The organism is Nocardiopsis deserti (assembly GCF_008638355.1).
GTDB classification, from domain to species: Bacteria; Actinomycetota; Actinomycetes; order Streptosporangiales; family Streptosporangiaceae; genus Nocardiopsis; species Nocardiopsis alborubida.
Genome location: NZ_VWVS01000015.1, coordinates 120,025 through 139,721, shown reverse-complemented (window position 1 = coordinate 139,721; position 19,697 = coordinate 120,025). Strand labels below are relative to the sequence as shown.

Annotated in this window: 17 protein-coding genes; 1 reads left to right on the top strand and 16 read right to left on the bottom strand. The window is 72.3% G+C overall.

What is annotated here, in order from left to right; translation table 11 throughout:
• Positions 1–71 precede the first annotated feature (71 nt).
• From FYW99_RS20640 to FYW99_RS20620, 5 genes are all read right to left on the bottom strand, one after another.
• On the bottom strand, positions 72–998 hold the full coding sequence (locus FYW99_RS20640; RefSeq protein WP_150253679.1) for an RluA family pseudouridine synthase: 927 nt from the start codon (positions 996–998) through the stop codon (positions 72–74).
• Positions 995–1,615, bottom strand: coding sequence for a signal peptidase II (gene lspA, locus FYW99_RS20635; protein WP_150253678.1), 621 nt, complete (start codon positions 1,613–1,615; stop codon positions 995–997). Before lspA ends, FYW99_RS20640 begins: the two co-directional genes overlap by 4 nt.
• A gap of 29 nt (positions 1,616–1,644) precedes the next feature.
• A complete protein-coding gene (locus FYW99_RS20630; protein ID WP_150253677.1) occupies positions 1,645–2,055 on the bottom strand; it encodes a TraR/DksA family transcriptional regulator in 411 nt (136 codons plus the stop codon).
• Positions 2,056–2,215: 160 nt separating this feature from the next.
• Positions 2,216–2,743 carry a GNAT family N-acetyltransferase gene (locus tag FYW99_RS20625; RefSeq protein ID WP_150253676.1) on the bottom strand — a complete coding sequence of 176 codons (528 nt, stop codon included), beginning with the start codon at positions 2,741–2,743 and terminating at the stop codon, positions 2,216–2,218.
• Between the two features lie 94 nt (positions 2,744–2,837).
• The gene (locus FYW99_RS20620; protein WP_061078495.1) at positions 2,838–3,098 is read right to left on the bottom strand and encodes a TIR domain-containing protein; all 261 of its coding nucleotides are present in this window, start codon (positions 3,096–3,098) and stop codon (positions 2,838–2,840) included.
• A gap of 354 nt (positions 3,099–3,452) precedes the next feature.
• Between FYW99_RS20620 and ileS the strand changes: the two genes are divergently transcribed.
• Positions 3,453–6,653, top strand: a complete 3,201-nt coding sequence (ileS, locus tag FYW99_RS20615) for an isoleucine--tRNA ligase (protein ID WP_150253675.1) — start codon at positions 3,453–3,455, stop codon at positions 6,651–6,653.
• Between the two features lie 254 nt (positions 6,654–6,907).
• Here the strand turns inward: ileS and FYW99_RS20610 are convergent, their stop codons facing one another.
• The 11 genes from FYW99_RS20610 to ftsW all read right to left on the bottom strand — a co-directional run bounded on the left by FYW99_RS20610 (position 6,908) and on the right by ftsW (position 19,557).
• Positions 6,908–8,740, bottom strand: coding sequence for an AAA family ATPase (locus tag FYW99_RS20610; RefSeq protein WP_223839306.1), 1,833 nt, complete (start codon positions 8,738–8,740; stop codon positions 6,908–6,910).
• A 91-nt stretch (positions 8,741–8,831) separates the two neighbouring features.
• Entirely contained in the window at positions 8,832–9,713 is an 882-nt protein-coding gene (locus FYW99_RS20605; protein WP_150253673.1) for a DivIVA domain-containing protein, read from the bottom strand.
• 134 nt (positions 9,714–9,847) lie between these two features.
• On the bottom strand, positions 9,848–10,135 hold the full coding sequence (locus FYW99_RS20600; RefSeq protein WP_150253672.1) for a YggT family protein: 288 nt from the start codon (positions 10,133–10,135) through the stop codon (positions 9,848–9,850).
• Positions 10,136–10,174: 39 nt separating this feature from the next.
• Positions 10,175–10,693: a cell division protein SepF gene (locus FYW99_RS20595; RefSeq protein ID WP_013151954.1), complete on the bottom strand. Its 519-nt coding sequence runs from the start codon at positions 10,691–10,693 to the stop codon at positions 10,175–10,177.
• Between the two features lie 127 nt (positions 10,694–10,820).
• Positions 10,821–11,549: a YggS family pyridoxal phosphate-dependent enzyme gene (locus tag FYW99_RS20590; RefSeq protein WP_150253671.1), complete on the bottom strand. Its 729-nt coding sequence runs from the start codon at positions 11,547–11,549 to the stop codon at positions 10,821–10,823.
• Between the two features lie 259 nt (positions 11,550–11,808).
• A complete protein-coding gene (gene pgeF / locus FYW99_RS20585) occupies positions 11,809–12,528 on the bottom strand; it encodes a peptidoglycan editing factor PgeF (protein WP_150253670.1) in 720 nt (239 codons plus the stop codon).
• A gap of 251 nt (positions 12,529–12,779) precedes the next feature.
• Entirely contained in the window at positions 12,780–14,267 is a 1,488-nt protein-coding gene (ftsZ, locus tag FYW99_RS20580; protein ID WP_150253669.1) for a cell division protein FtsZ, read from the bottom strand.
• A gap of 459 nt (positions 14,268–14,726) precedes the next feature.
• Complete coding sequence (locus tag FYW99_RS20575) at positions 14,727–15,455, bottom strand: cell division protein FtsQ/DivIB (RefSeq protein ID WP_150253668.1); 729 nt, start codon at positions 15,453–15,455, stop codon at positions 14,727–14,729.
• Between the two features lie 57 nt (positions 15,456–15,512).
• Positions 15,513–16,973: a UDP-N-acetylmuramate--L-alanine ligase gene (murC, locus tag FYW99_RS20570; protein WP_150253667.1), complete on the bottom strand. Its 1,461-nt coding sequence runs from the start codon at positions 16,971–16,973 to the stop codon at positions 15,513–15,515.
• Positions 16,970–18,130, bottom strand: a complete 1,161-nt coding sequence (gene murG / locus FYW99_RS20565; RefSeq protein WP_150253666.1) for an undecaprenyldiphospho-muramoylpentapeptide beta-N-acetylglucosaminyltransferase — start codon at positions 18,128–18,130, stop codon at positions 16,970–16,972. Before murG ends, murC begins: the two co-directional genes overlap by 4 nt.
• Entirely contained in the window at positions 18,127–19,557 is a 1,431-nt protein-coding gene (gene ftsW / locus FYW99_RS20560; protein ID WP_150253665.1) for a putative lipid II flippase FtsW, read from the bottom strand. Before ftsW ends, murG begins: the two co-directional genes overlap by 4 nt.
• Between the last annotated feature and the right edge of the window lie 140 nt (positions 19,558–19,697).

Here is a 19,697-nt window from a genome sequence, read left to right as displayed (position 1 = left end):
CAGCCCGCGCCTGTGGACGGACCGGGCCGCGGGGCGCCGGGCCGCGGCGACCCGGCCCGGGAGCCGGTCGGTCAGTCCTCGCGCAGCGCGTCGACCGCGGCGGCGAGGTCGTCCGGGTAGGGGCTGGAGAACTCCACCGGGCGGTGCTCGGTGGGGTGGTCGAAGCCCAGCCGCACCGCGTGCAGCCACTGGCGGCGCACGCCCAGCCGCTCGGCCAGGGTCGGGTCGGCGCCGTAGAGCATGTCGCCCACGCACGGGTGGCGCAGGGCCGACATGTGCACCCGGATCTGGTGGGTGCGGCCCGTCTCCAGCTTGATCTCCAGCAGGCTCGCGGCCCGGAAGGCCTCCTGCGTGTCGTAGTGCGTCACCGACGGGCGTCCGCCCGCGACCACGGCCCAGCGGCCGTCGCCCGCCGGGTGGCGGTCGATCGGCGCGTCCACGGTGCCCCGGAGCGGGTCCGGATGCCCCTGGACCAGGGTGTGGTAGTGCTTGTCCACGGTGCGCTCCTTGAACGCCCGCTTGAGCACGCTGTAGGCGGTCTCGCTCTTGGCGACCACCATCAGGCCGGTGGTGTTGGCGTCCAGCCGGTGCACGATGCCCTGACGTTCGGCGGCGCCGCTGGTGGCCACCTGCACCCCGGAGGCCAGCAGGCCCTCCAGGACGCTGGGGCCGGTCCAGCCCACGGTCGGGTGGGCGACCACGCCGACCGGCTTGTCCACCACGATGATGTCGGTGTCCTCGTGCACGATCCGCATGCCCGGCACGGGCTCGGGACGCGGGACGGGGGCGGTGGGCGGCGGCGGGAGGGTGATCTCCAGCCAGGCCCCCGCGCTGACCCGGTCGGACTTGCCCGCCTCGGAGCCGTCGACCAGGACACCGCCCTCACCGATGATCTCGGCGGCGCGGGTACGGGACAGGCCGAACATCCGGGCGATGGCCGAGTCGAGCCGGTCGCCCTCCAGCCCGTCGGGCACGGGCAGGCTTCGGGTGTCGCTCACTGGTCCCTCCCTCCGGTCGTCTCGTCTCCGGCGGAACCGGTCTCCCCGGCACCTCCGGCGTTCTCGCCGTCCTCGGCCTTGGCCGAGCCCTTGTTGGCGTCGCGGTCGTCCTCGATGACGGTCCCGTCCAGGTTGAGTCCCTTGAAGGTCAGCGCCACCACCAGGCAGGCGCCCACCACCACGCAGGAGTCGGCGATGTTGAAGACCGGGAAGGTCCCCACGCTGATGAAGTCGACGACCGCGCCGTGGAAGGGAGCCGGATCGCGGAAGAAGCGGTCCACCAGGTTTCCGGCGGCGCCGCCCATCATCAGGCCGAGCGTCACGCCCCACCACACGCTGCGCACCCGCAGACCCATGTAGCCGATGGCGATGACCACGAGGCTGGCGATGCAGGTGAACACCCATGTGAAGTCGGTGCCCATGGAGAAGGCGGCGCCCGTGTTGAACACCAGGGTGAACTGGACGAAGTCGCCGATGACGTCGAGGTACTCGCCCTCGGCGAAGGTCGCCAGGACCCACTCCTTGGTGAGGAGGTCGACGCCGATCGCGGCGAGCGCGACCAGCAGCAGGAGAAGGTACCTGCGCGGACGGACGCCCGTCTTGTCGGTCGTGGTCATGTTCCTGTCCCCGGAGGGCTCTACCTCAGTCAGCGACGCTCCTCGCGCTGTTTGCAGGTGACGCACAGGGTGGCGCGCGCGAAGACCTGAAGGCGCGCCTTCCCGATGGCCTGCCCGCACGAGCCGCAGACCCCGTAGGTCCCCGCGTCCATCCGTTCGATCGCCCGCTCGCCCTCGGCGAGCAGGTCACGAGTATTGTAGGCCAACGCCAGATCCTGTTCGCGCTGGAAGGCCCTGGCCCCGGCGTCCGCGCTGTCGTCCCCGGCCCCCTCCACAGGGTCCTCCAGCAGCTCGGCGAACTCGGACTCGACCTCTCCGAGCTCCCGCCTCGCCGCGGCGACCTCCTCCTCCAGCCGCCTGCGGACCACGGCGGCCTCCTCCGCCGTCCAGGGGTCCTCCCCCGGCAGAACCGGTAGCCGGGCGGCGTCGGTGGCCTTCATCGCGTATCCCTCCAGACGGCTCGGCACCCCTCCCGGAGTCCGCCGGACTGCGGACTCTTCCCCCTGGGCGGTACCGCGAGTGGTGCGGGAAGCCTAGGCAATCCGTCCGGGTAAGGCAACGATCCGGGGCGCCGCGCGGCCCCGCTCCGACCGGCCGCGCTCAGAACCCGCGTCGGTAGCGCAGACGGGGCAGGACCGCACCGTTGAGGGGCCCCTCCTCGGTGACCGTCCCGTCGGCCTCCCAGCCGTGCACGGCATAGAAGCGCCGGGCGCGCGGGTTGTCCCGGAGCGCCCACAGGACGGCCTCGGTGTACCCCGCCTCCGCGACGGCCCGGTGCACGTCGGCGATCAGCCTCCGGTTGACCCCGCTCCCCCACACCTCGGGGACGGAGAAGAAGGCCTCCAGCTCGCACGGTCCGGCGATGCCGCCCGTCTCCTGCCCGTCCTCCTCGACGGGGGCGAAGCAGGCGAAGGCCACCGCCCCGCCGCCGTCCTCGGCGAGCAGCAGGTCCGCCTCCGGCCGGGCGGCTCCGGCGATCCAGTCCGACCACCGCTCACCCCGCTGCCCGACGTCCATGGCGTCCAGGTAGTCCTGCGGAACGATTCCCGGGTAGGCGGCCCGCCAGGAGCGGACCTCCACGTCGGCGACGGCCGGGCCGTCCTCGGGTACTGCTCCGCGTATCAGCATGGGGAGCATCCTCGCGCTTCCCGCGGCCCGCGACCAACCGGTTTTCCCGGCCGGACCACGAAGCCCCTCCGGCCCACGCGGACCGCCCCTCCCGTCACTCCGCGACCGCGAAACCGCCGTAGTCCTCGGCCAGGGCCGCCAGGTGGGGCTCGTCGAACACCGCCGGACCGCCGTGCGGCCCGGTGTGCACCTCGATCACCCAGTCCACGTCCTCGGCGTCGTCCTCGCCCGCGAGCATGTCGCGGTGCACCAGGCACGGCTCGTACCCCTGCTCCAGGAGCTGCTCGGCCAGCTCCTCGGCGTCCTCGCGGTCCGCCATCGTCACCAGCACGGCGCCCCGGACGTCCTCAGCCACGGCGGCCCTCCCCCCGAACGAGCGGCGGGGCCCTCCCCGCTGCGTTATCCTGACCTCAGGTGTCGATGGGGACGAGTAGCGCTGGCCCCGACCGGACGCGAGACAGCCTAGAACGGCCGACCCGTCCAAGCGACCCGGGGGCGGTGCGAGCCCGGGGGTACGACCAGCGCGAAAATCACCCCGGAGCCGCCGGAGGAACGGACGCCAGGCGTCCCAGTAGAACCGGCACAGCGCAACGAAGAGGGATCCGCCGCCCGCCGCACAGCGGCACGGCCACGGTCCAAGGAGGGTGGTACCGCGGGGCCGCACGCCTCGTCCCTCCGTCAGGAGCACACCTGATGGAAAGGTACGACGGTGGCCAACGACCCCCGGCCCGAACCCCGCGCGCTGCCCCAGCTGCCCGCGCAGATCGACCTGCCAGCCATGGAGCGCGAGATCCTCGGCCGCTGGTCGAAGGAGAACGTCTTCCAGCGCTCGCTCGACCAGACCCGCAGCGGCCCCAACTGGGTCTTCTACGAGGGCCCGCCCACGGCCAACGGCCAGCCCGGCGTGCACCACGTCGAGGCCCGCGCGTTCAAGGACGTCTTCCCGCGCTTTCGCACCATGCGCGGCTACCACGTGGACCGCAAGGCGGGATGGGACTGCCACGGCCTGCCCGTCGAGGTCGCCGTGGAGAAGGAGCTGGGCCTGTCCGGCAAGAAGGACATCGAGTCCTTCGGCATCGCCGAGTTCAACGACCGCTGCCGCGAGTCCGTCCTGCGCAACGTGGACGCCTTCACCGCCATGACCGAGCGCATGGGCTACTGGGTGAACATGGACGACGCCTACCGCACCATGGACCCCCAGTACGTGGAGTCGGTCTGGTGGGCGCTCAAGCAGATCTGGGACAAGGGCCTGCTGGTCCGCGACTACCGGATCAGCCCCTACTGCCCGCGCTGCGGCACCACGCTGTCCGACCACGAGCTCGCCCAGGGGTACGAGACCGTCACCGACCCGTCGGTGTACGTGCGCTTCCCGGTGACCTCGGGGCCGCTGGCCGCCGCCGAGCACCCCACCTCGCTGCTGGTGTGGACGACCACCCCGTGGACGCTGGTCTCCAACACCGCCGTGGCCGTGCACCCGGACGTGGAGTACGTGGTGGCCACCGACGGCCAGGAGCGCCTCGTCGTGGCGCGTCCGCTGTTCGAGAAGGTCCTCGGCGAGGGCTGGGAGCTCACCGGCGAGAGCTTCGAGGGCGACGAGATGGAGCGCTGGACCTACGAGCGCCCCTTCGACCTGGTGCCCTTCGACGAGCCCGCCCACTACGTCGTGCTCGCCGACTACGTCACGGTCGAGGACGGCACCGGCCTGGTGCACCAGTCGCCCGCCTTCGGCGCCGACGACATGGTGGTGTGCCGCGCCTACGGTCTGCCCGTGGTCAACCCGGTCCGCCCCGACGGCACCTTCGAGGCCGACCTGCCGCTGGTGGGCGGGGTGTTCTTCAAGGAGGCCGACAAGACGCTGGTGCGCGACCTGCGCGACCGCGGCCTGCTCTTCCGCCACGTCAGCTACGAGCACTCCTACCCGCACTGCTGGCGCTGCCACACGGCGCTGCTGTACTACGCGGTGCCGTCCTGGTACATCCGCACCACCGCGGTCAAGGACGAGCTCATCGCGCAGAACCAGGCCACCCACTGGGTGCCCGAGAACGTCAAGGAGGGCCGCTTCGGCGAGTGGCTGCGCGGCAACGTCGACTGGGCGCTCTCGCGCAACCGCTACTGGGGCACCCCGCTGCCGATCTGGGAGTTCCCCGACGGGCGCCAGATCTGCGTGGGCTCCCTGGAGGAGCTGGGCCGCCTCAGCGGACAGGACCTGTCGTCGCTGGACCCGCACCGCCCCTACGTCGACGACATCGTCATCCCCGACCCGGACGCCGACCCCTCCCTGCCCGAGGAGGAGCGGGTGGCCCGCCGCGTCCCCGAGGTCATCGACGCCTGGTTCGACTCCGGCTCCATGCCCTTCGCCCAGTGGGGCGCGCCGCACCAGAACGAGGAGACCTTCCGGGAGAACTTCCCGGCGCAGTACATCTCCGAGGCCATCGACCAGACCCGCGGCTGGTTCTACTCGCTGCTGGCGGTGAGCACCCTGGTGTTCGGCCGCAACTCGTTCGAGAACGTGGTCGTGCTCGGCCACATCCTCGCCGAGGACGGCCGCAAGATGAGCAAGCACCTGGGCAACGTCATGGAGCCCATCCCGGTGATGGACCGGCACGGCGCCGACGCCCTGCGCTGGTTCATGCTGGCCAGCGGCTCGCCGTGGACCGCCCGCCGGGTGGGCCACGCCGCCCTGGAGGAGATCGTCCGCAAGGTGCTGCTGACCTACCACAGCACCGTGTCGTTCTTCACCCTGTACGCGAACGCCGGTGAGGGCTGGAACCACGCGCTGCTGGACTCGGCGCCCGCGCCGCAGGACCGGCCGCTGCTGGACCGGTGGCTGCTCTCGGAGCTGAACGAGGTCGTCCGCGACGTCACCGAGGCGATGGACACCTTCGACACCACGACCGCGGGACGCCGTCTGACCGCGTTCGTGGACGACGTGTCCAACTGGTACGTGCGCCGCTCCCGCCGCCGGTTCTGGGGCGGGGCCGCCACCCCCGAGGGCGCCGCGGCGTTCGCGACGCTCTTCGAAGCCCTGGAGACCGTCACCCTGCTGATGGCGCCGATCGTGCCGTTCCTGACCGACCACGTGTGGTCTGCGCTGCGCCGTCCGGGCACCCCGGACTCGGTGCACCTGGCCTCCTGGCCCGAGGTGCGCGAGGACCTGATCGACCCTGAGCTGTCCCGGAACATGGCGCTGACCCGCCGCCTGGTGGAGCTGGGCCGATCGGCCCGGGTGGACTCGGCCGTGCGCACCCGCCAGCCGCTGGCCCGCGCCCTGGTGGGCGCCCCGGGCTTCGCTGACCTGCCCGAGCAGCTGCGCGGCCAGATCGCGGACGAGCTGAACGTGGCCTCGCTGGACTCGCTGTCCTCGGTGAGCGGCGACCTGGTGGACTTCAGTGTGAAGCCGAACTTCCGGGCGCTGGGCAAGCGGTTCGCCAAGCGGACCCCGCTGGTGGCCAAGGCCGTCCAGGCCGCCGACCCGGCCGAGCTGGTGCGGCAGGTGCGCGACACCGGCTGGGCGCGGGTGCACGTCGAGGAGGAGCCGGTGGAGGTGAGCGCCGACGAGCTGCTGGTGACCGAGCAGCCCCGCGAGGGCTGGGCGGTGGCCTCGGAGTCGGGCGAGACAGTCGCCCTGGACCTGGAGCTGACGGCGGAGCTGCGCCGCGCCGGTCTGGCCCGCGAGATGGTCCGGATGCTCCAGGAGGCCCGCAAGAGGAGCGGGTTGGAGGTGTCGGACCGCATCGAGGTGTGGTGGACGGCCACGGACGAGGCCACCGAGCTGGCCCTCGCCGAGCACGGCCGGGCGATCGCCGCCGAGGTGCTGGCCGACGCGTTCGTCGCCGGTGAGCCGGGCAGGGAGCTGCACACCGCCTCCTCGGAGGAGTTCGGTGTGACCTTCGGGTTCCGCAAGGCCTGACCGCAGGCCGTGGCCGAAGCGGTCCGGTCCGTCCGCCCCCGGCGGGTGGGCCGGGCCGCTTCCGCTTGGCGGCTGCGGGTTCGCGCACCGCGGTGGCCGCTGCGCCTCCGGGCGGCCCGAGCCGTGCGGGCGGCGCCGTCCGGCATCGCCGTCATGCGGTTCGCCGCGCAGACCCGTGGTCGCCCTCCCCCCGGCCCCGGGAGGGCGTCGACGCACGAGGGCGCCGCTCGGGTGAGCGGCGCCCTCGTCGCGGTTCAGCGCTTGGTGTCGGAGGCGTCGTCGTCGGAGGCGGTGCCGAAGGTGCGGTCGGCGCCCTCCTGGGCCCCGTCGTCCGGACCGTCTCCAGGGCCGTCGGCGGAGTGGCCCGTCCGGGCGGCGGAGGGGCCGTCCTCCCCGGGGCCCTCGGGGTCGGGCTCGGCGTCGGCCGGGGCCTCTCCGGCCCGCGCGCCGTCCTCGTCGTCGCCGCGGGGGATGCGGTAGGAGAAGGCGCTCCTGGCGCCCCGCCCGCCGTCGGCGTCGTCGTCCTCGGTCCGGTCACCGTTCGGGGTGCTGTCCGCCGCCTCGTCGGTCGGACCACCGGTCCCGCCGTCGCCGCGATCGCCGTCGGGGGTGTGTCCCTCCTCCGGCCCGAAGTCTTCGGAGACCACCGGAAGGACGGCCGTCTCCGGATCGGGGGCGTGCCCCTCCTCCGGCCCGAAGTCTTCGGAGACCACCGGGAGAACAGCCGTCTCCGGGTCGTCCCCGTCCGTGCCGGGTCCGCCCGGGGTCCGCTCCGGGGCGTGCGCCTGCGGGGTGTCCGGGTCGTCCTCGTGGTCAGCGGTGGGCACAGCCGCCTCGTCGGAATCATGTGCCCCGTCCGCCCCGGCGATGGCCGTGTCCTCGCTGGGCTCACCGGCCTCGCGCTCCTCGGAGGCGTCCGCGAAGGGCGCGTCGTCGACGTCCTCCTCGACCGCGTCCCGCGCGGCCCGCGAGTCGTCACCGCGCGAGGGGCCGTCCTCGAAGGCGTCCTCCTCGACGGTCTCCTCCGTGGACGACCGGCCGGGGAGGTCGTAGGCGAACGAGGCCCTGTCCGAAGCGCCGGTCCGCTGACCGTCGACCCCGTCCCTGTCGCCGTCCTGGTCCTGGTCCCCGGGAACGTCGTAGGCGAGGAAGGCCGCGTCCGAGACTCCGTTTCCGGACCCGTAGCCCCCGTCCTCGGGGAAGCGCTCCTCCACGGCCTCCGCCGGACGGGGGATGCTGTAGACGAAGGGCTCCTCGGAGGCGAACACGGAGCCGCCCCGTTCTTCGCCACGGTCCTCACTCGCGCGCTCCTCGGGAGCGTCCGCGAGGGACGCGTCGTCGGCGTCCTCCTCGACCGCGTCCTCCCCGAACGGGGGGCGGTCCTCGGCGGAGAAGCCGTCACCGGCCGGGGTACGGCCGGGAATGTCATAGGTGAAGGCGGCGCCGGAGGCGGTCGCGGTGCGCTCGCCGGTCTCGTCCCCGGTGTCGGGTCCGTCCTCGGCGGCGGCGGTGTCCCTCCACTCGTCCCACTCCGCCCTCGCGGCGCTGTCGGCCGCGTCGGCTCCGCTCTCCCAGGACGCCGGGGCGCGGAGCGGCTGCTCCTCCTCGGAGGGTGCCGCCCAGGAGGGGCTCGGCTCAGCGAAGGGAGCGGAGGGGGCGGCGTCGTGCGCCGCCGTGTCCGGTTCCGGCCAGTCGTGGGCCGTGGGGGTCTGCCAGCGGGGGACGTCGTACTCGGGTTCTCCGTGACCGGCGTCCTCCGCGGCCGGAGTCGGCCAGACGGGCCGCTCCGTGGCATGGGGCTCCCGCACCGGCTCGGAGGCCGGTGCGGGTACGCGCCCAGGGTTCTCCGACTCCACGTGCGCGGTGGGTACCGCCGCTGCCGCCGTGGCGGCCATGACGGGGACGGACGCCTTCCCCAAACCGTCCGTCCGGTCCGGTCTGCCCCCGCTGCCGGACCTTCCCTGGAGCAGCGCCCCCAGTAGGAGGAGAACGCTGACGCCCGCCAGTCCCAGTGCCACGTACACCAGGAGGGTCTCGGCGAACACCAGGGCGGCCACGATGACGGCGATAGCCGTCAGCACCGCCACGGTTGCGAGGATGCTAAGGATCACGGGTCGACCAGGGCCTTTACACGTGTTGTGCCGGAGTCTTCAGTTGTTCGAGCAGACGCCGCGGCGATCAGCGGCGCTCGTGCGGCTCGCCCGGGTGGAACCCGCCGTGCTGGGCCGGCTCGGGCTGCCCGAACGGGTTGCCCGAGGGGCCGTGCTGGAGCGAGGGGGTTCCGCCGGTCTGCGGAGCCATGGTCTGGAAGCCGCCCGTGGTGTTCGGGTTGTTCAGCTCCTGGGCCTTCTCCTCCTCGCTCTTGAGCTCGCGCAGCTGGCGCTCGAAGTAGTCCTTGAGGCGGCTGCGGTACTCACGCTCGAAGTCCTTGAGCACGTTGACCTTGTGCTCCAGCTCCTCGCGCTGCTGGACGAGGCTGCCCATGACCTGGCGGTGGCGCTCCTGCGCGTCGCGGTCGAGGTTCTCGGAGCGGGCGCGGGCCTCACCGATGATCTGGTCGGCCTGGCGGCGGGCCTTGCCGAGGATGTCCTCGGACTCGTGGCGGGCGCGGCCGAGAGTCTCGTCGGCCTCGCGGCGGGCGTCCGAGATCGCCTGGTCGGCGGTCTGCTGCGCGAGGGCCAGAACACGGGCGGCCGTGTCCATGTTCTCCTCGCCGCCCATGCCCATGCCGGGGCCGGCCATCTGCATCTGCTGCTGCTGGACCGGGGGCTGGGGCTCGACGGCCTGCGGCGGCTGGACGGGCTCGGGGCGCATCTGCTCGTGCTGCTGCGGCTCGGGCGCCTGGTCCTGCTGCTGGAAGTCCTGCATGCCGGCGTTGGGCACCTTGCCCCGCAGGCACTCGGCCAGCTTGCCGCGCAGTTCCTCGTTCTCCTGGATCAGGCGGTCGAGCTCGGACTCGACCTCGTCGAGGAAGGCGTCGACCTCTTCTTCGTCGTATCCCGGTCGGAGCCGGGTGGTACTGAACTGCTTGTTCCGCACATCGGCGGGTGTCAGCGGCATGTTCGTCTCCTTGGCGCGCTTGGAGTCTGTCCGTAGGGACGCTACATGATCGTGACCTTACGGCAATCCAGATCATGACCAAGACCACATAGCGGAATCCGGGGCGGTTCCTTCCGCCTACGTCTACTCTCCTGCTAGGCGAAGCTCCCGAGCAGTGCGATCAAGATGTAGACGCCGAAGAAGAGCACCAGGACGCTCAGGTCGAGCGCGATGCTCCCCAGACGTACGGGCTTGATGAACCGACGCAGGAACCTCAGTGGCGGGTCGGTGATCGTGTACACGATCTCAGCGATCACGAGCACGAACCCCGTGGGGCGCCACGATCTGGAGAAGGACTGCACCATCTCCAGGATCACCCTGGCCAACAGCACGAAGACAAACAGCTGCAGGACGGTGATCAGCACGAACAGGACGGTACTCACGGTCGTTCCTCGACCCAATCTCTGGACAAATGTGATGTTCTAGCTCTGATTGAAGAACCCTCGCTCGGCGATCCGCGCCTTGTCCTCGGCAGTCACCTCGACGTTGGCCGGGGACAGCAGGAACACCTTGTTGGTGACGCGTTCGATACTGCCATGCAGACCGAAGATCAGACCAGCCGCGAAGTCGACCAGACGCTTGGCGTCGCTGTCGACCATCTCGGTCAGGTTCATGATCACCGGCGTACCCTCTCGGAAGTGCTCTCCGATGGTACGCGCCTCGTTGTAGGTACGCGGATGGAGCGTGGTGATCCGCGCGAGGTCGGCGGTGGAAGCGGTCGCGGTCGTGCCACCGCGGCCTGAGCCCAGGTAACCGCCGGTGTCCATCACGTCGCCTCGCGCTTCCTCGCCGGGCGGGGCGTCAGCGTCGCGTTCACGCTGCTCTTCCACCCCCTCGTCGAAATCGTCGAACTCATCATATTCGTCCGCATAGCGGTGATCGTAGCGGTCGTCCTCCACGAGGCCGAGGTAGACCGCCATCTTGCGCATCGCGCCGGCCATCTCATGTCCTCCGTCGTCCCCGCGGCCTTCACCGCAGCCGACTCCTTCGCACTGTCCCGTCCGTTCTCGGGGAGAGCGCCCATTCGGGCGAACTCCACAGACGGGTTCCAAGGTCTATGTGGGGACATTACCCCACGATCGGTCCCCGGTTGCCGAGCAACGCCGTACCGAGTCGCAGGTGTGTCGCGCCTCGCTCGACCGCCGCCTCCAGGTCCCCGCTCATGCCCGCGGACACCATCGTCGCCCGAGGATAGCGATCGCGGATGCGGGCCGCGACCCCCTGGAGTCGGGCGAATGCGGCCGAGGGATCGCCCTCGCGGGGGGCGACCGCCATGACGCCGCCCAGCGCGAGCGCCTCGTGCTCCTCGATCCGCGCGGCGAGTTCGAGCGCGTCCTCCGGGTCGACTCCCCCGCGCGGACCGATCACCCCGGCCCGCGAGTCCGCGTCGAGGTTGACCTGGACCAGACAGGTCAGGCTCCGTCCGGCCGCGGCGGCGCGCTCCCCCAGCGCCCGGGCCAGCCTGGCCCGGTCCACCGAGTGGACGACGTCGGCGTAGGAGGCCACCGACCGCGCCTTGTTGGTCTGCAACTGGCCCACGAAGTGCCAGGTCAAGCCCAGGTCGGCGGTCTCCGCGGCTTTGGGTGCCGCCTCCTGGTCGCGGTTCTCGCCCACGTCGGTCACGCCGAGTGAGGCGAGAATCCGCACATCGGAGGCCGGGTGTGTCTTGGTGACGGCGACCAGCGACACCTCGTCGGGGCCGCGGTCGGCCCTGGCGCAGGCCGCCTCGATCCTGGCCCGCGCGGCGGCGAGGTTGGCGCGGACCTGCTCGACGCGAGCCGGGTCGGCGTGTGTCACTGTGCTCCTTCTTTCGCTGGGACGGATCCCACTCGCTCTACTTCCTACACCCCGTCACCCCGGGCGCCCCGGACCCCGGGAACGCCGGGCCCGTCGGGGCCCGCGTCCGACGCGGGGCCGGGGGCATCGTGGCTCCCGGCCCCGCTGGGCGCGGAACCGCCCGGGAGAAGCACGGCCCCCGAGACATGACGGGGGCGGGAGAGGAAAACGGGCTGTCCCGGTGGTCCCACGGCACCATCCTGGTGGCCGGGTGCGACGTTCAGACGCGCCAGAGGAAGGCGGCGAACCTGCCGGTCGGCGCCTGACCTCGGTGGGAGAACAGTTCGGGGCTCTCCAGGGTGCAGCGGCCGTCGGCCCGAATGTCGGTGACGCCCGCCCGGCGCAGCTGGGCGCTGACGGCGGCGCGCATGTCCACTCCGGCGGTGCCCCGGCTCGTGGTGCAGGCGGCCTCGGGAGCTCCGCGCGCGGTCTCGTCGCGCACGTGGGGCGGGACCTCGTAGCACCCGCCGCAGATGGCGGGGCCCAGGAAGACGGTGATCCGGTCGGCGCGGGCTCCCTGGTCGGTCATCGCCGCGACCAGGTTGGCGGCCACACCGTGCGCGGTACCCAGGCGGCCGGAGTGCGCGGCGCCCAGGACGCCCGCCTCGGCGTCGGCGGCCAGGACCGGCAGGCAGTCGGCGGCCATCGAGGCCAGGACCAGGTCGGAGCGGGTGGTGACCACCCCGTCGCAGGTGCCCGCGCCCCCGGGGCCGGTGGCCACGAGGACGTCGGCGCTGTGCACCTGGTTCATCCACACGACCCGGTCCGCGTCGAACCCCAGGTCGCGGGCGGCGATCTTGCGGTTGGCGAGCACCGCCTCGCGTTCGTCCCCCGAGCTCAGGCCCATGTTGAGCGAGGCGTAGGGCGGGGCGCTCACTCCCCCGTGCCGTTCGGTGACGGCGGCACGGACCCCGTGGCCCAGGTCGATGACGTTGCTCATCCGGTGGTGTTCCTCCCCGCTCCTGCCGGAGGGGGAACCCCGGGCCGCGTCGCCCGGAGGGCGTTCGGGGCCGGTGGCCGGTACCGGCCCTGTTCCGGCTCCGGCGCGGACTCCTCGCGGGAGCGGGCTCCCGCGGGGCCCGCCTCGCCGTCCCCCCGGTCCAGGACACTACCACCGCCCGAACCGCCCCAGACTGGGCGGACACCGCCCCGGAAGCGGCGACGACCCCGGCCCTGGGGCCGGGGTCGGAGCTACTTCAGGAACTCCGGCACGTCGAGGTCGTCGGGGTCGTCGAAGATGACCCGGCGCCGGGGCGTGGGCACGTCCCCGCGCCGCTCGGCGGTGGCGTCGGAGACCGCGTGGATGTGGCCCGCGTGGCCGCCCTCGCGCGCGGCGGGCTCCTCCTCGGCCGGAGCGGGCTCCTCGGCGTGGACCGGCTCGGCCTCCGCCTGGAAGGCGGACGTGCCGTGGGGCGGGGTCTGCTGCGCGGGGCCCGGCTCGGCCGGAGCGGCCTGGGTGTACTGCTCCTGCTGGACGGGCTCGGCCTCGACCGGCTGCTGGACCGGCGGAGCCTGGGTCGCCGGCGGCGTCCACTGCGGCTCCGGGGCGGGCTCGGCCGGACGGGACGGTGTGATCCACGGCATGTTGGCGGCCGACGCCCCGCTCGCGTCCGCGGAGGCGGGCGCCGCCGGAGCGGTCCTCTCCTCCCTGCCGGACGTGATGCCTGCCTTGGGGGCGGCGGCCTCAGGAGGGTCCACCGGCTGGCGCTCCCGCACCACCGGGAGCACGACCTCCGGCTCGTCGAAGCCGGCCGCGATGACGGTGACCCTCACCTCGTCGCCCAGGGCGTCGTCGATGACGGCGCCGAAGATGATGTTGGCCTCGGGCGCCGCCGAGTTCGCGACGAGCTGCGCCGCCTCGTTGATCTCGAAGAGCCCCAGGTCCGAGCCGCCCTGGATGGACAGCAGCACGCCGTGGGCCCCGTCGATACTCGCTTCCAGCAGTGGTGAGGAGATCGCCATCTCCGCCGCCGCGACCGCCCGGTCGTCCCCGCGCGCCGACCCGATGCCCATGAGCGCCGAGCCCGCCCCGGACATGACCGACTTGACGTCGGCGAAGTCCAGGTTGATCAGTCCCGGCGTGGTGATCAGGTCGGTGATGCCCTGCACACCGGACAGGAGTACCTGGTCGGCGGCCTTGAAGGCGTCCAACACGCTGACCTGGCGGTCGGAGATGGACAGCAGCCGGTCGTTGGGGATCACGATGAGGGTGTCGACCTCCTCGCGGAGCATCGCTATCCCCGACTCGGCCTGGGTGGCCCGCCGCTTGCCCTCGAACCCGAAGGGGCGGGTGACCACGCCGATGGTCAGGGCACCCAGGGACCGGGCGATGTTGGCCACCACCGGGGCGCCCCCGGTTCCGGTTCCGCCGCCCTCACCAGCGGTGACGAAGACCATGTCGGCCCCCTTGAGGACCTCCTCGATCTCCTCCCGGTGGTCCTCGGCCGCCTTGCGGCCGACATCGGGGTTGGCGCCGGCTCCGAGGCCGCGGGTGAGTTCGCGCCCGACGTCCAGCTTGACGTCTGCGTCACTCATCAGCAGCGCCTGGGCGTCAGTGTTGATGGCGATGAACTCGACGCCCTTGAGCCCCTCTTCGATCATTCGGTTGACGGCGTTGACACCGCCGCCGCCGATACCGACGACTTTGATGACCGCGAGGTAGTTCTGCGGTGCTGCCACGACGAGGGGCCTTTCCGCTCGCTTACGCCGTTCCGTCACCGCGTCCGGTGGCTGTGCGCCGCCGGAGGCGCCGTTGGTCCGGCATCCGGTTCTACAGTGTGCGTTTCGGGTTCCCCGACGGGTCGTCCACGACGCCGTGCCCGGGGGACCCCGGACCGCCGGAGCCTCCGTCCACCCGCCCGGGGAGGGCTGGTGCGGTCCGCCGTGGGGCGGAACGGTTCCCGCGTACCCGAAAAGCCTGTTCTGGTGCTTTGTTGACGTTCGGTTGTGTTTCCCGACAGTAAGCGGACCGCCGACCACGGGCAACCGATGACGAGTTCAGCCTAACGGCGCACAACACGGGGAAGCGATGTGCGCCCTCGGCGCGTCGCGTCTGGAATGTCCGCGCAGGCCGCCCGCGGGTCCCGCCGGGACCCCCTCCCACCCGCGCCCCTTCCCTCTCCTGTACCTGGGAACGCTTCACCTCACGACGGCGAGGTCGGGCGCGGACACGTCGTAGACGCGGTCCTCCTGCGGCGGGTGCTCGCCGATGAGCACCCGCAGGACGTCGCTCTTGCGCGCGGTCTCCTCGGGCGAGCCCCACTCGACGCGGGCGTCCTCGGCGAGCTCGACGGTGATCGCCTCGGGGTCGGTGGCGTCGATGAGCCGGATCCGGGAGAGGAGGGAGTCCGGTGCCTGTTCGACGATGTCGGCGGCCGCGGCGACGGCCTCGCTGCCCTCGACCTCCCCGGTGACGCGGACCAGCGGATAGGCGTCGGGAAGGCTCGGCGCGTCCTCGATGCGCACGCCGTCGGCGTCGACCAGCCGGTAGTCCTCCCCCACCCGGACGGCCAGCAGCGGCTGGCGTTCGACCACCTCGATCTCCAGGGTGGCGGGCCAGCCGCGGCTGACCGTGGCCGACTCCACCAGGGGCAGCGCCTCGGTGCGCTCCACGCTCCGGTCGAGGTCGACCCTGATCAGGGGTGTTCCGGTGGCCACGTCCACGGCCTCGACCACCTCCTCGGAGGGGATCCGGTCCAGGCCGGTGACCGCGACGTCGCGGACCACGAGCAGGCGGGAGCCGAGCAGCAGCCAGGCGACCACGCAGACCAGGGCGACCACCAGCAGCGCCACGAAGGCGAACTTCCAGGGGTCGGACCGCTTGCGCGGCGCCGCCTGTTCAGCAGCCTCCTCCTGCTCAGCGACCACCTACGCCCCTTCCGTGTGTCTGCTCGACCGCTTCCCCCGTCGTTCGCCGTTCCCGCGTCAGTTCCCGACGCCGTCGGCCCTCTCCGCGAGCGCCTCGACGATGCGCGGGCCCAGGTCGGTGACGTCGCCCGCGCCCATGGTGAGCACGATGTCACCGGGGCGGGCCAGCTCGGCCACCCGGCGCACGGCCTCGTCGCGGCCGGGCACGTACCGCACGCGGTCGTGCGCGACACGGGAGGTGATCAGCTCGCCGGTGACCCCGGGCTCGGGGTCCTCGCGGGCCGCGTAGACCTCGGTGACCACGACCTCGTCCGCCAGGCTCAGCGCGGCGGCGAACTCCTCGGCGAAGATGCGGGTGCGGCTGTACAGGTGCGGCTGGAACAGGGCGATGACCCTGCCTCCGGCGTGCTCCCGACCGGCCTCGCGCGCCTCCTCGGCCAGGGACTCCAGCGCCGCCCGGGTGGCGCGCAGGTCGGCCTCGATCTCGGTGGGGTGGTGGGCGTAGCTGTCGTAGACGGCCGCTCCCCCCGCCTCGCCCTTGGACTCGAAGCGGCGCGCGGCGCCGGCGAAGTCGGCGATGCCCTCCACCGCCACCTCCAGGTCGTGGCCCAACTCGTCGGCGACCGCGACGGCCGCGGCCGCGTTGAGCACGTTGTGGCGGCCCGGCACGGCGAGCTGGCCGTCCACGGGCTCCCCGCCCGCGGTGCGGATGGTGAACTCGGTGGTGAAGCCGCGGGCGCGCACCCGGGTGACGCGGTAGTCGGCGTCCTCGGCCTCGCCGTAGGTGAGCACCCGCTTGCCGCGCTCTCGGGCCAGCTCGGCCACCCGGCGGGCGCCGGGGTCGTCCACGCCCACGACGAGCGTGCGCTCGACCCGGTCGACGAACGAGGCGAAGTTGGCGTGGATCTCCTCGATGCCGCTGTAGTTGTCCAGGTGGTCGGCCTCGACGTTGGTGACCACGGCGATCTTGGGGGAGAGCATGAGGAAGGAGCCGTCGCTCTCGTCGGCCTCCACCGCGATGACCTCGCCGATGCCGGCGTCGGCTCCCAGGCCGGTGGTGACCAGCCTGCCGCCGATGACGTAGCCGGGGTCGGCGCCCACGTGCTGGAGCACCACCGCGACCATGGACGTGGTGGTGGTCTTGCCGTGGGTGCCCGAGACGGCGACGCCCTCGCGGCCCAGCAGCAGCGCGCCCAGGGCCGCGGCCCGGGGCAGCACCCGCAGGCCGCGGCGGCGCGCCTCGGCCAGTTCGGGGTTGTCCTCGCGGATGGCGGAGGAGACCACCAGGGTCTCCGCCGTGCCGAGGTTGTCGGCGGCGTGCCCCACGTGGACGTCGGCTCCCATCTGCTCCAGTTCGCGCAGGGTGTCGCTGTCGCGGGCGTCGCTGCCCGAGACCTCCACTCCCGACTGGAGCAGGACGCGGGCGATGCCGGACATGCCCGCTCCGCCCAGGCCGATGAAGTGGGTACGACCCAGCTTGTCCACGGGCACCGGCTCGGTCGGCCGCACCAGGCTCATCGGGTGTCCTTCCCGTCGTCGTAGAAGGCCTCGTCGCCGTCGTCCTCGGGCACGGGCATGTCGGGCGTGGGTTTGTCGCCGCGGGCGATGGCCGTGACCTCGCGGGCCAGTTCCATGTCGGCGTCGCGGCGGCCCATCCGGGCGGCCGCCTCGGACATGGCCACGACCCGGTCGGTGTCGGTGAGCAGCGGGATGAGCTGCCGGGTGATCCACTCGACCGAGACGTCGGCGTTGTTGACCACCATCCCACCGCCCGCCTGGACGATGGGCTCGGCGTTGAGGGCCTGCTCGCCGTTGCCGATGGCCAGCGGCACGAACGCGCCGGGCAGGCCGACGGCGGTCAGCTCCGCGCAGGTCATCGCACCGGAGCGGCACATGGCCACGTCGGCTGCGGCGTAGGCCATGTCCATGCGGTCCACGTAGGGGACGGCGACGTAGGGGACGCCCATCTGGGTGAGGTCCTGGGGCTCGTCGGCGTTCTTGGGGCCGACCACGTGCAGGACCTGGACTCCGCTGTCGCGGAAGGCGTCGCGGGCGGCGTAGGCGGTCTCGTTGATGCGCTGGGCGCCCTGGGAACCGCCGAAGATCAGCAGGGTGGGCAGGTCGTGGCGCAGGCCGAAGTAGGTACGGGCCTTGTCGCCCATGGCCAGCCGGTCGAGCGAGGTGATCTGCTCGCGCAGCGGGATGCCGACGAAGCGGCCGTTGCGGATCTGGGTGTGGGGGTGGCCGGTGAACACGTGCGGGGTCAGCCGTGCGCCCAGCCGGTTGGCCAGGCCCGGCAGGGGGTTGGCCTCGTGGACGACGATGGGGATGCGCCTGCGGCGGGCGGCCAGGTAGCCGGGCGTGGCCACGTAGCCGCCGAAGCCGACGATGATGTCGGCCTGGAGACGGTCCAGGTGCTCACCGGCCGCGCTGAGGGCGCCCGCGAGCTTGCCGGGCACGCTGAGCAGCTGCGGGGTGAGCCTGCGCGGCAGGGGGACGGCCGGAATGATGCCCAGCTCGTAGCCGCGCATGGGCACAAGACGGGTCTCCAGGCCCCGTTCGGTGCCCAGGCAGAGGATCTCCGTGCTGGGGTCCATGCGCCGCAGCGCGTCCGCAAGGGAGAGTGCGGGCTCGATATGCCCGGCCGTGCCGCCTCCGGCGAGGGCTACCCTCATCGTCGCCGATTCCTCCTTGGCCGGTCACCCGCCGGGACCGGTCCGCTCCTGTGCTTGGCCGTTGTCCTGCCACCGCGGGCGCCCGCCGTGCGCGGGCCGCGTGCCGTGGTGGGTCGCCCGGACGCCGCCGCGCCGCCGAGGCTGCTGACCGAGGCAGCGATGTTGTCCAGGCCCAGCCAGCTTAGAGCCCTTTGCGCCCGACTGGGACCCCGGGCCTCCAGCGCCTTGCGCGCCTCGGGCTCGGTCTTGGCCAGCGCCAGGAGCACGCCCAGGGCCGCCATGGTGGTCACCAGGGACGAGCCCCCGTAGGAGACCAGCGGCAGCGGGACTCCGGTGACGGGCAGCAGCCCGATGACGGCGCCCATGTTGATCATGGCCTGGCCCATGATCCAGGCGACGATGGCGAAGGAGGCCAGGCGGGGGAAGGGCTCCTTGACGCGGAAGGCCACGCGCAGCCCGGCGTAGCCGAGCATGCCGAACAGGACGAGCATGAGCACGGTGCCGATGAGGCCGAACTCCTCGCCGATGATGGCGAAGACGAAGTCGGACTCGGCGAAGGGCAGGAAGCCCCACTTCTCACGGCTCTCACCGATGCCGACGCCGAAGATCCCGCCGGTGCCCAGGGCGTAGAGGCTGTGCAGCGACTGCATGCCCGAGCCGAGGGGGTCGGCCTCGGGGTCCAGGAAGGAGGTGACGCGTGCCATGCGGTAGGGCTCGATGGCGATGGCGATGGCGGCCAGCCCCAGGACCAGGCCGAACATGGCCCCGAAGAGCCTGCCGGGCGCGCCGACCACCCACAGCAGGCCCAGGAAGGTGACCAGGAACACCAGGCCCGTGGACAGGTTGGAGCCCATCAGCACCAGCAGGACCAGCAGGCCGCATCCGGGCAGCAGCGGGATGAGCAGGTGCCGCCACTCGGTGAGCTCGCGCAGCTCCTCCTTGCGGGCCAGGATGTTGGCGCCCCACAGGGCGAAGGCGAGCTTGGCCGGTTCGGAGGGCTGGATGATCAGGCCGCCCAGGTCCAGCCAGCGGGTGGCGCCGTTGACCTCCACGCCCTGGAAGACGGTGAGCAGCAGCAGCGCCGCCGAGATGATCATCGCCGGGTAGCCGACCAGGCGGAAGATCCGCTGGGGCAGGTGGGAGGCGAGGAACATCAGCGGCAGGCCGAGGGCGGCCGAGACCAGCTGCTGCTGGAACATCGAGAAGGCCGAGCCGGTCTCGTCGATGGAGTTGACCATCGTGGAGGACAGCACCATCATCAGGCCCAGCGCGATGAGCAGGACCGAGGTACCCAGGATCAGGTAGTACGAGGTGAGCGGCCGGTCCAGCAGGCGGACCCACTCGCGCCACAGGGCGCGCTCACGCCCGCCCGCCGCCGCGCGCGCCTTGGACCGGGTCGCCCCGGGAACCGCCGTCGTCGCCGCCATCCACACCCTCCGCACGAAATTCGCGCCTCAATACTGGCGTACCGGCGGGTGGGAAGCCGTGGACATTTCGCGCGTGTTGGCCATCTTTGGCGGCCCGGGGCGTGGCGGAGGGCACAGCGGGAGCCGCCCGTGCGCATTCT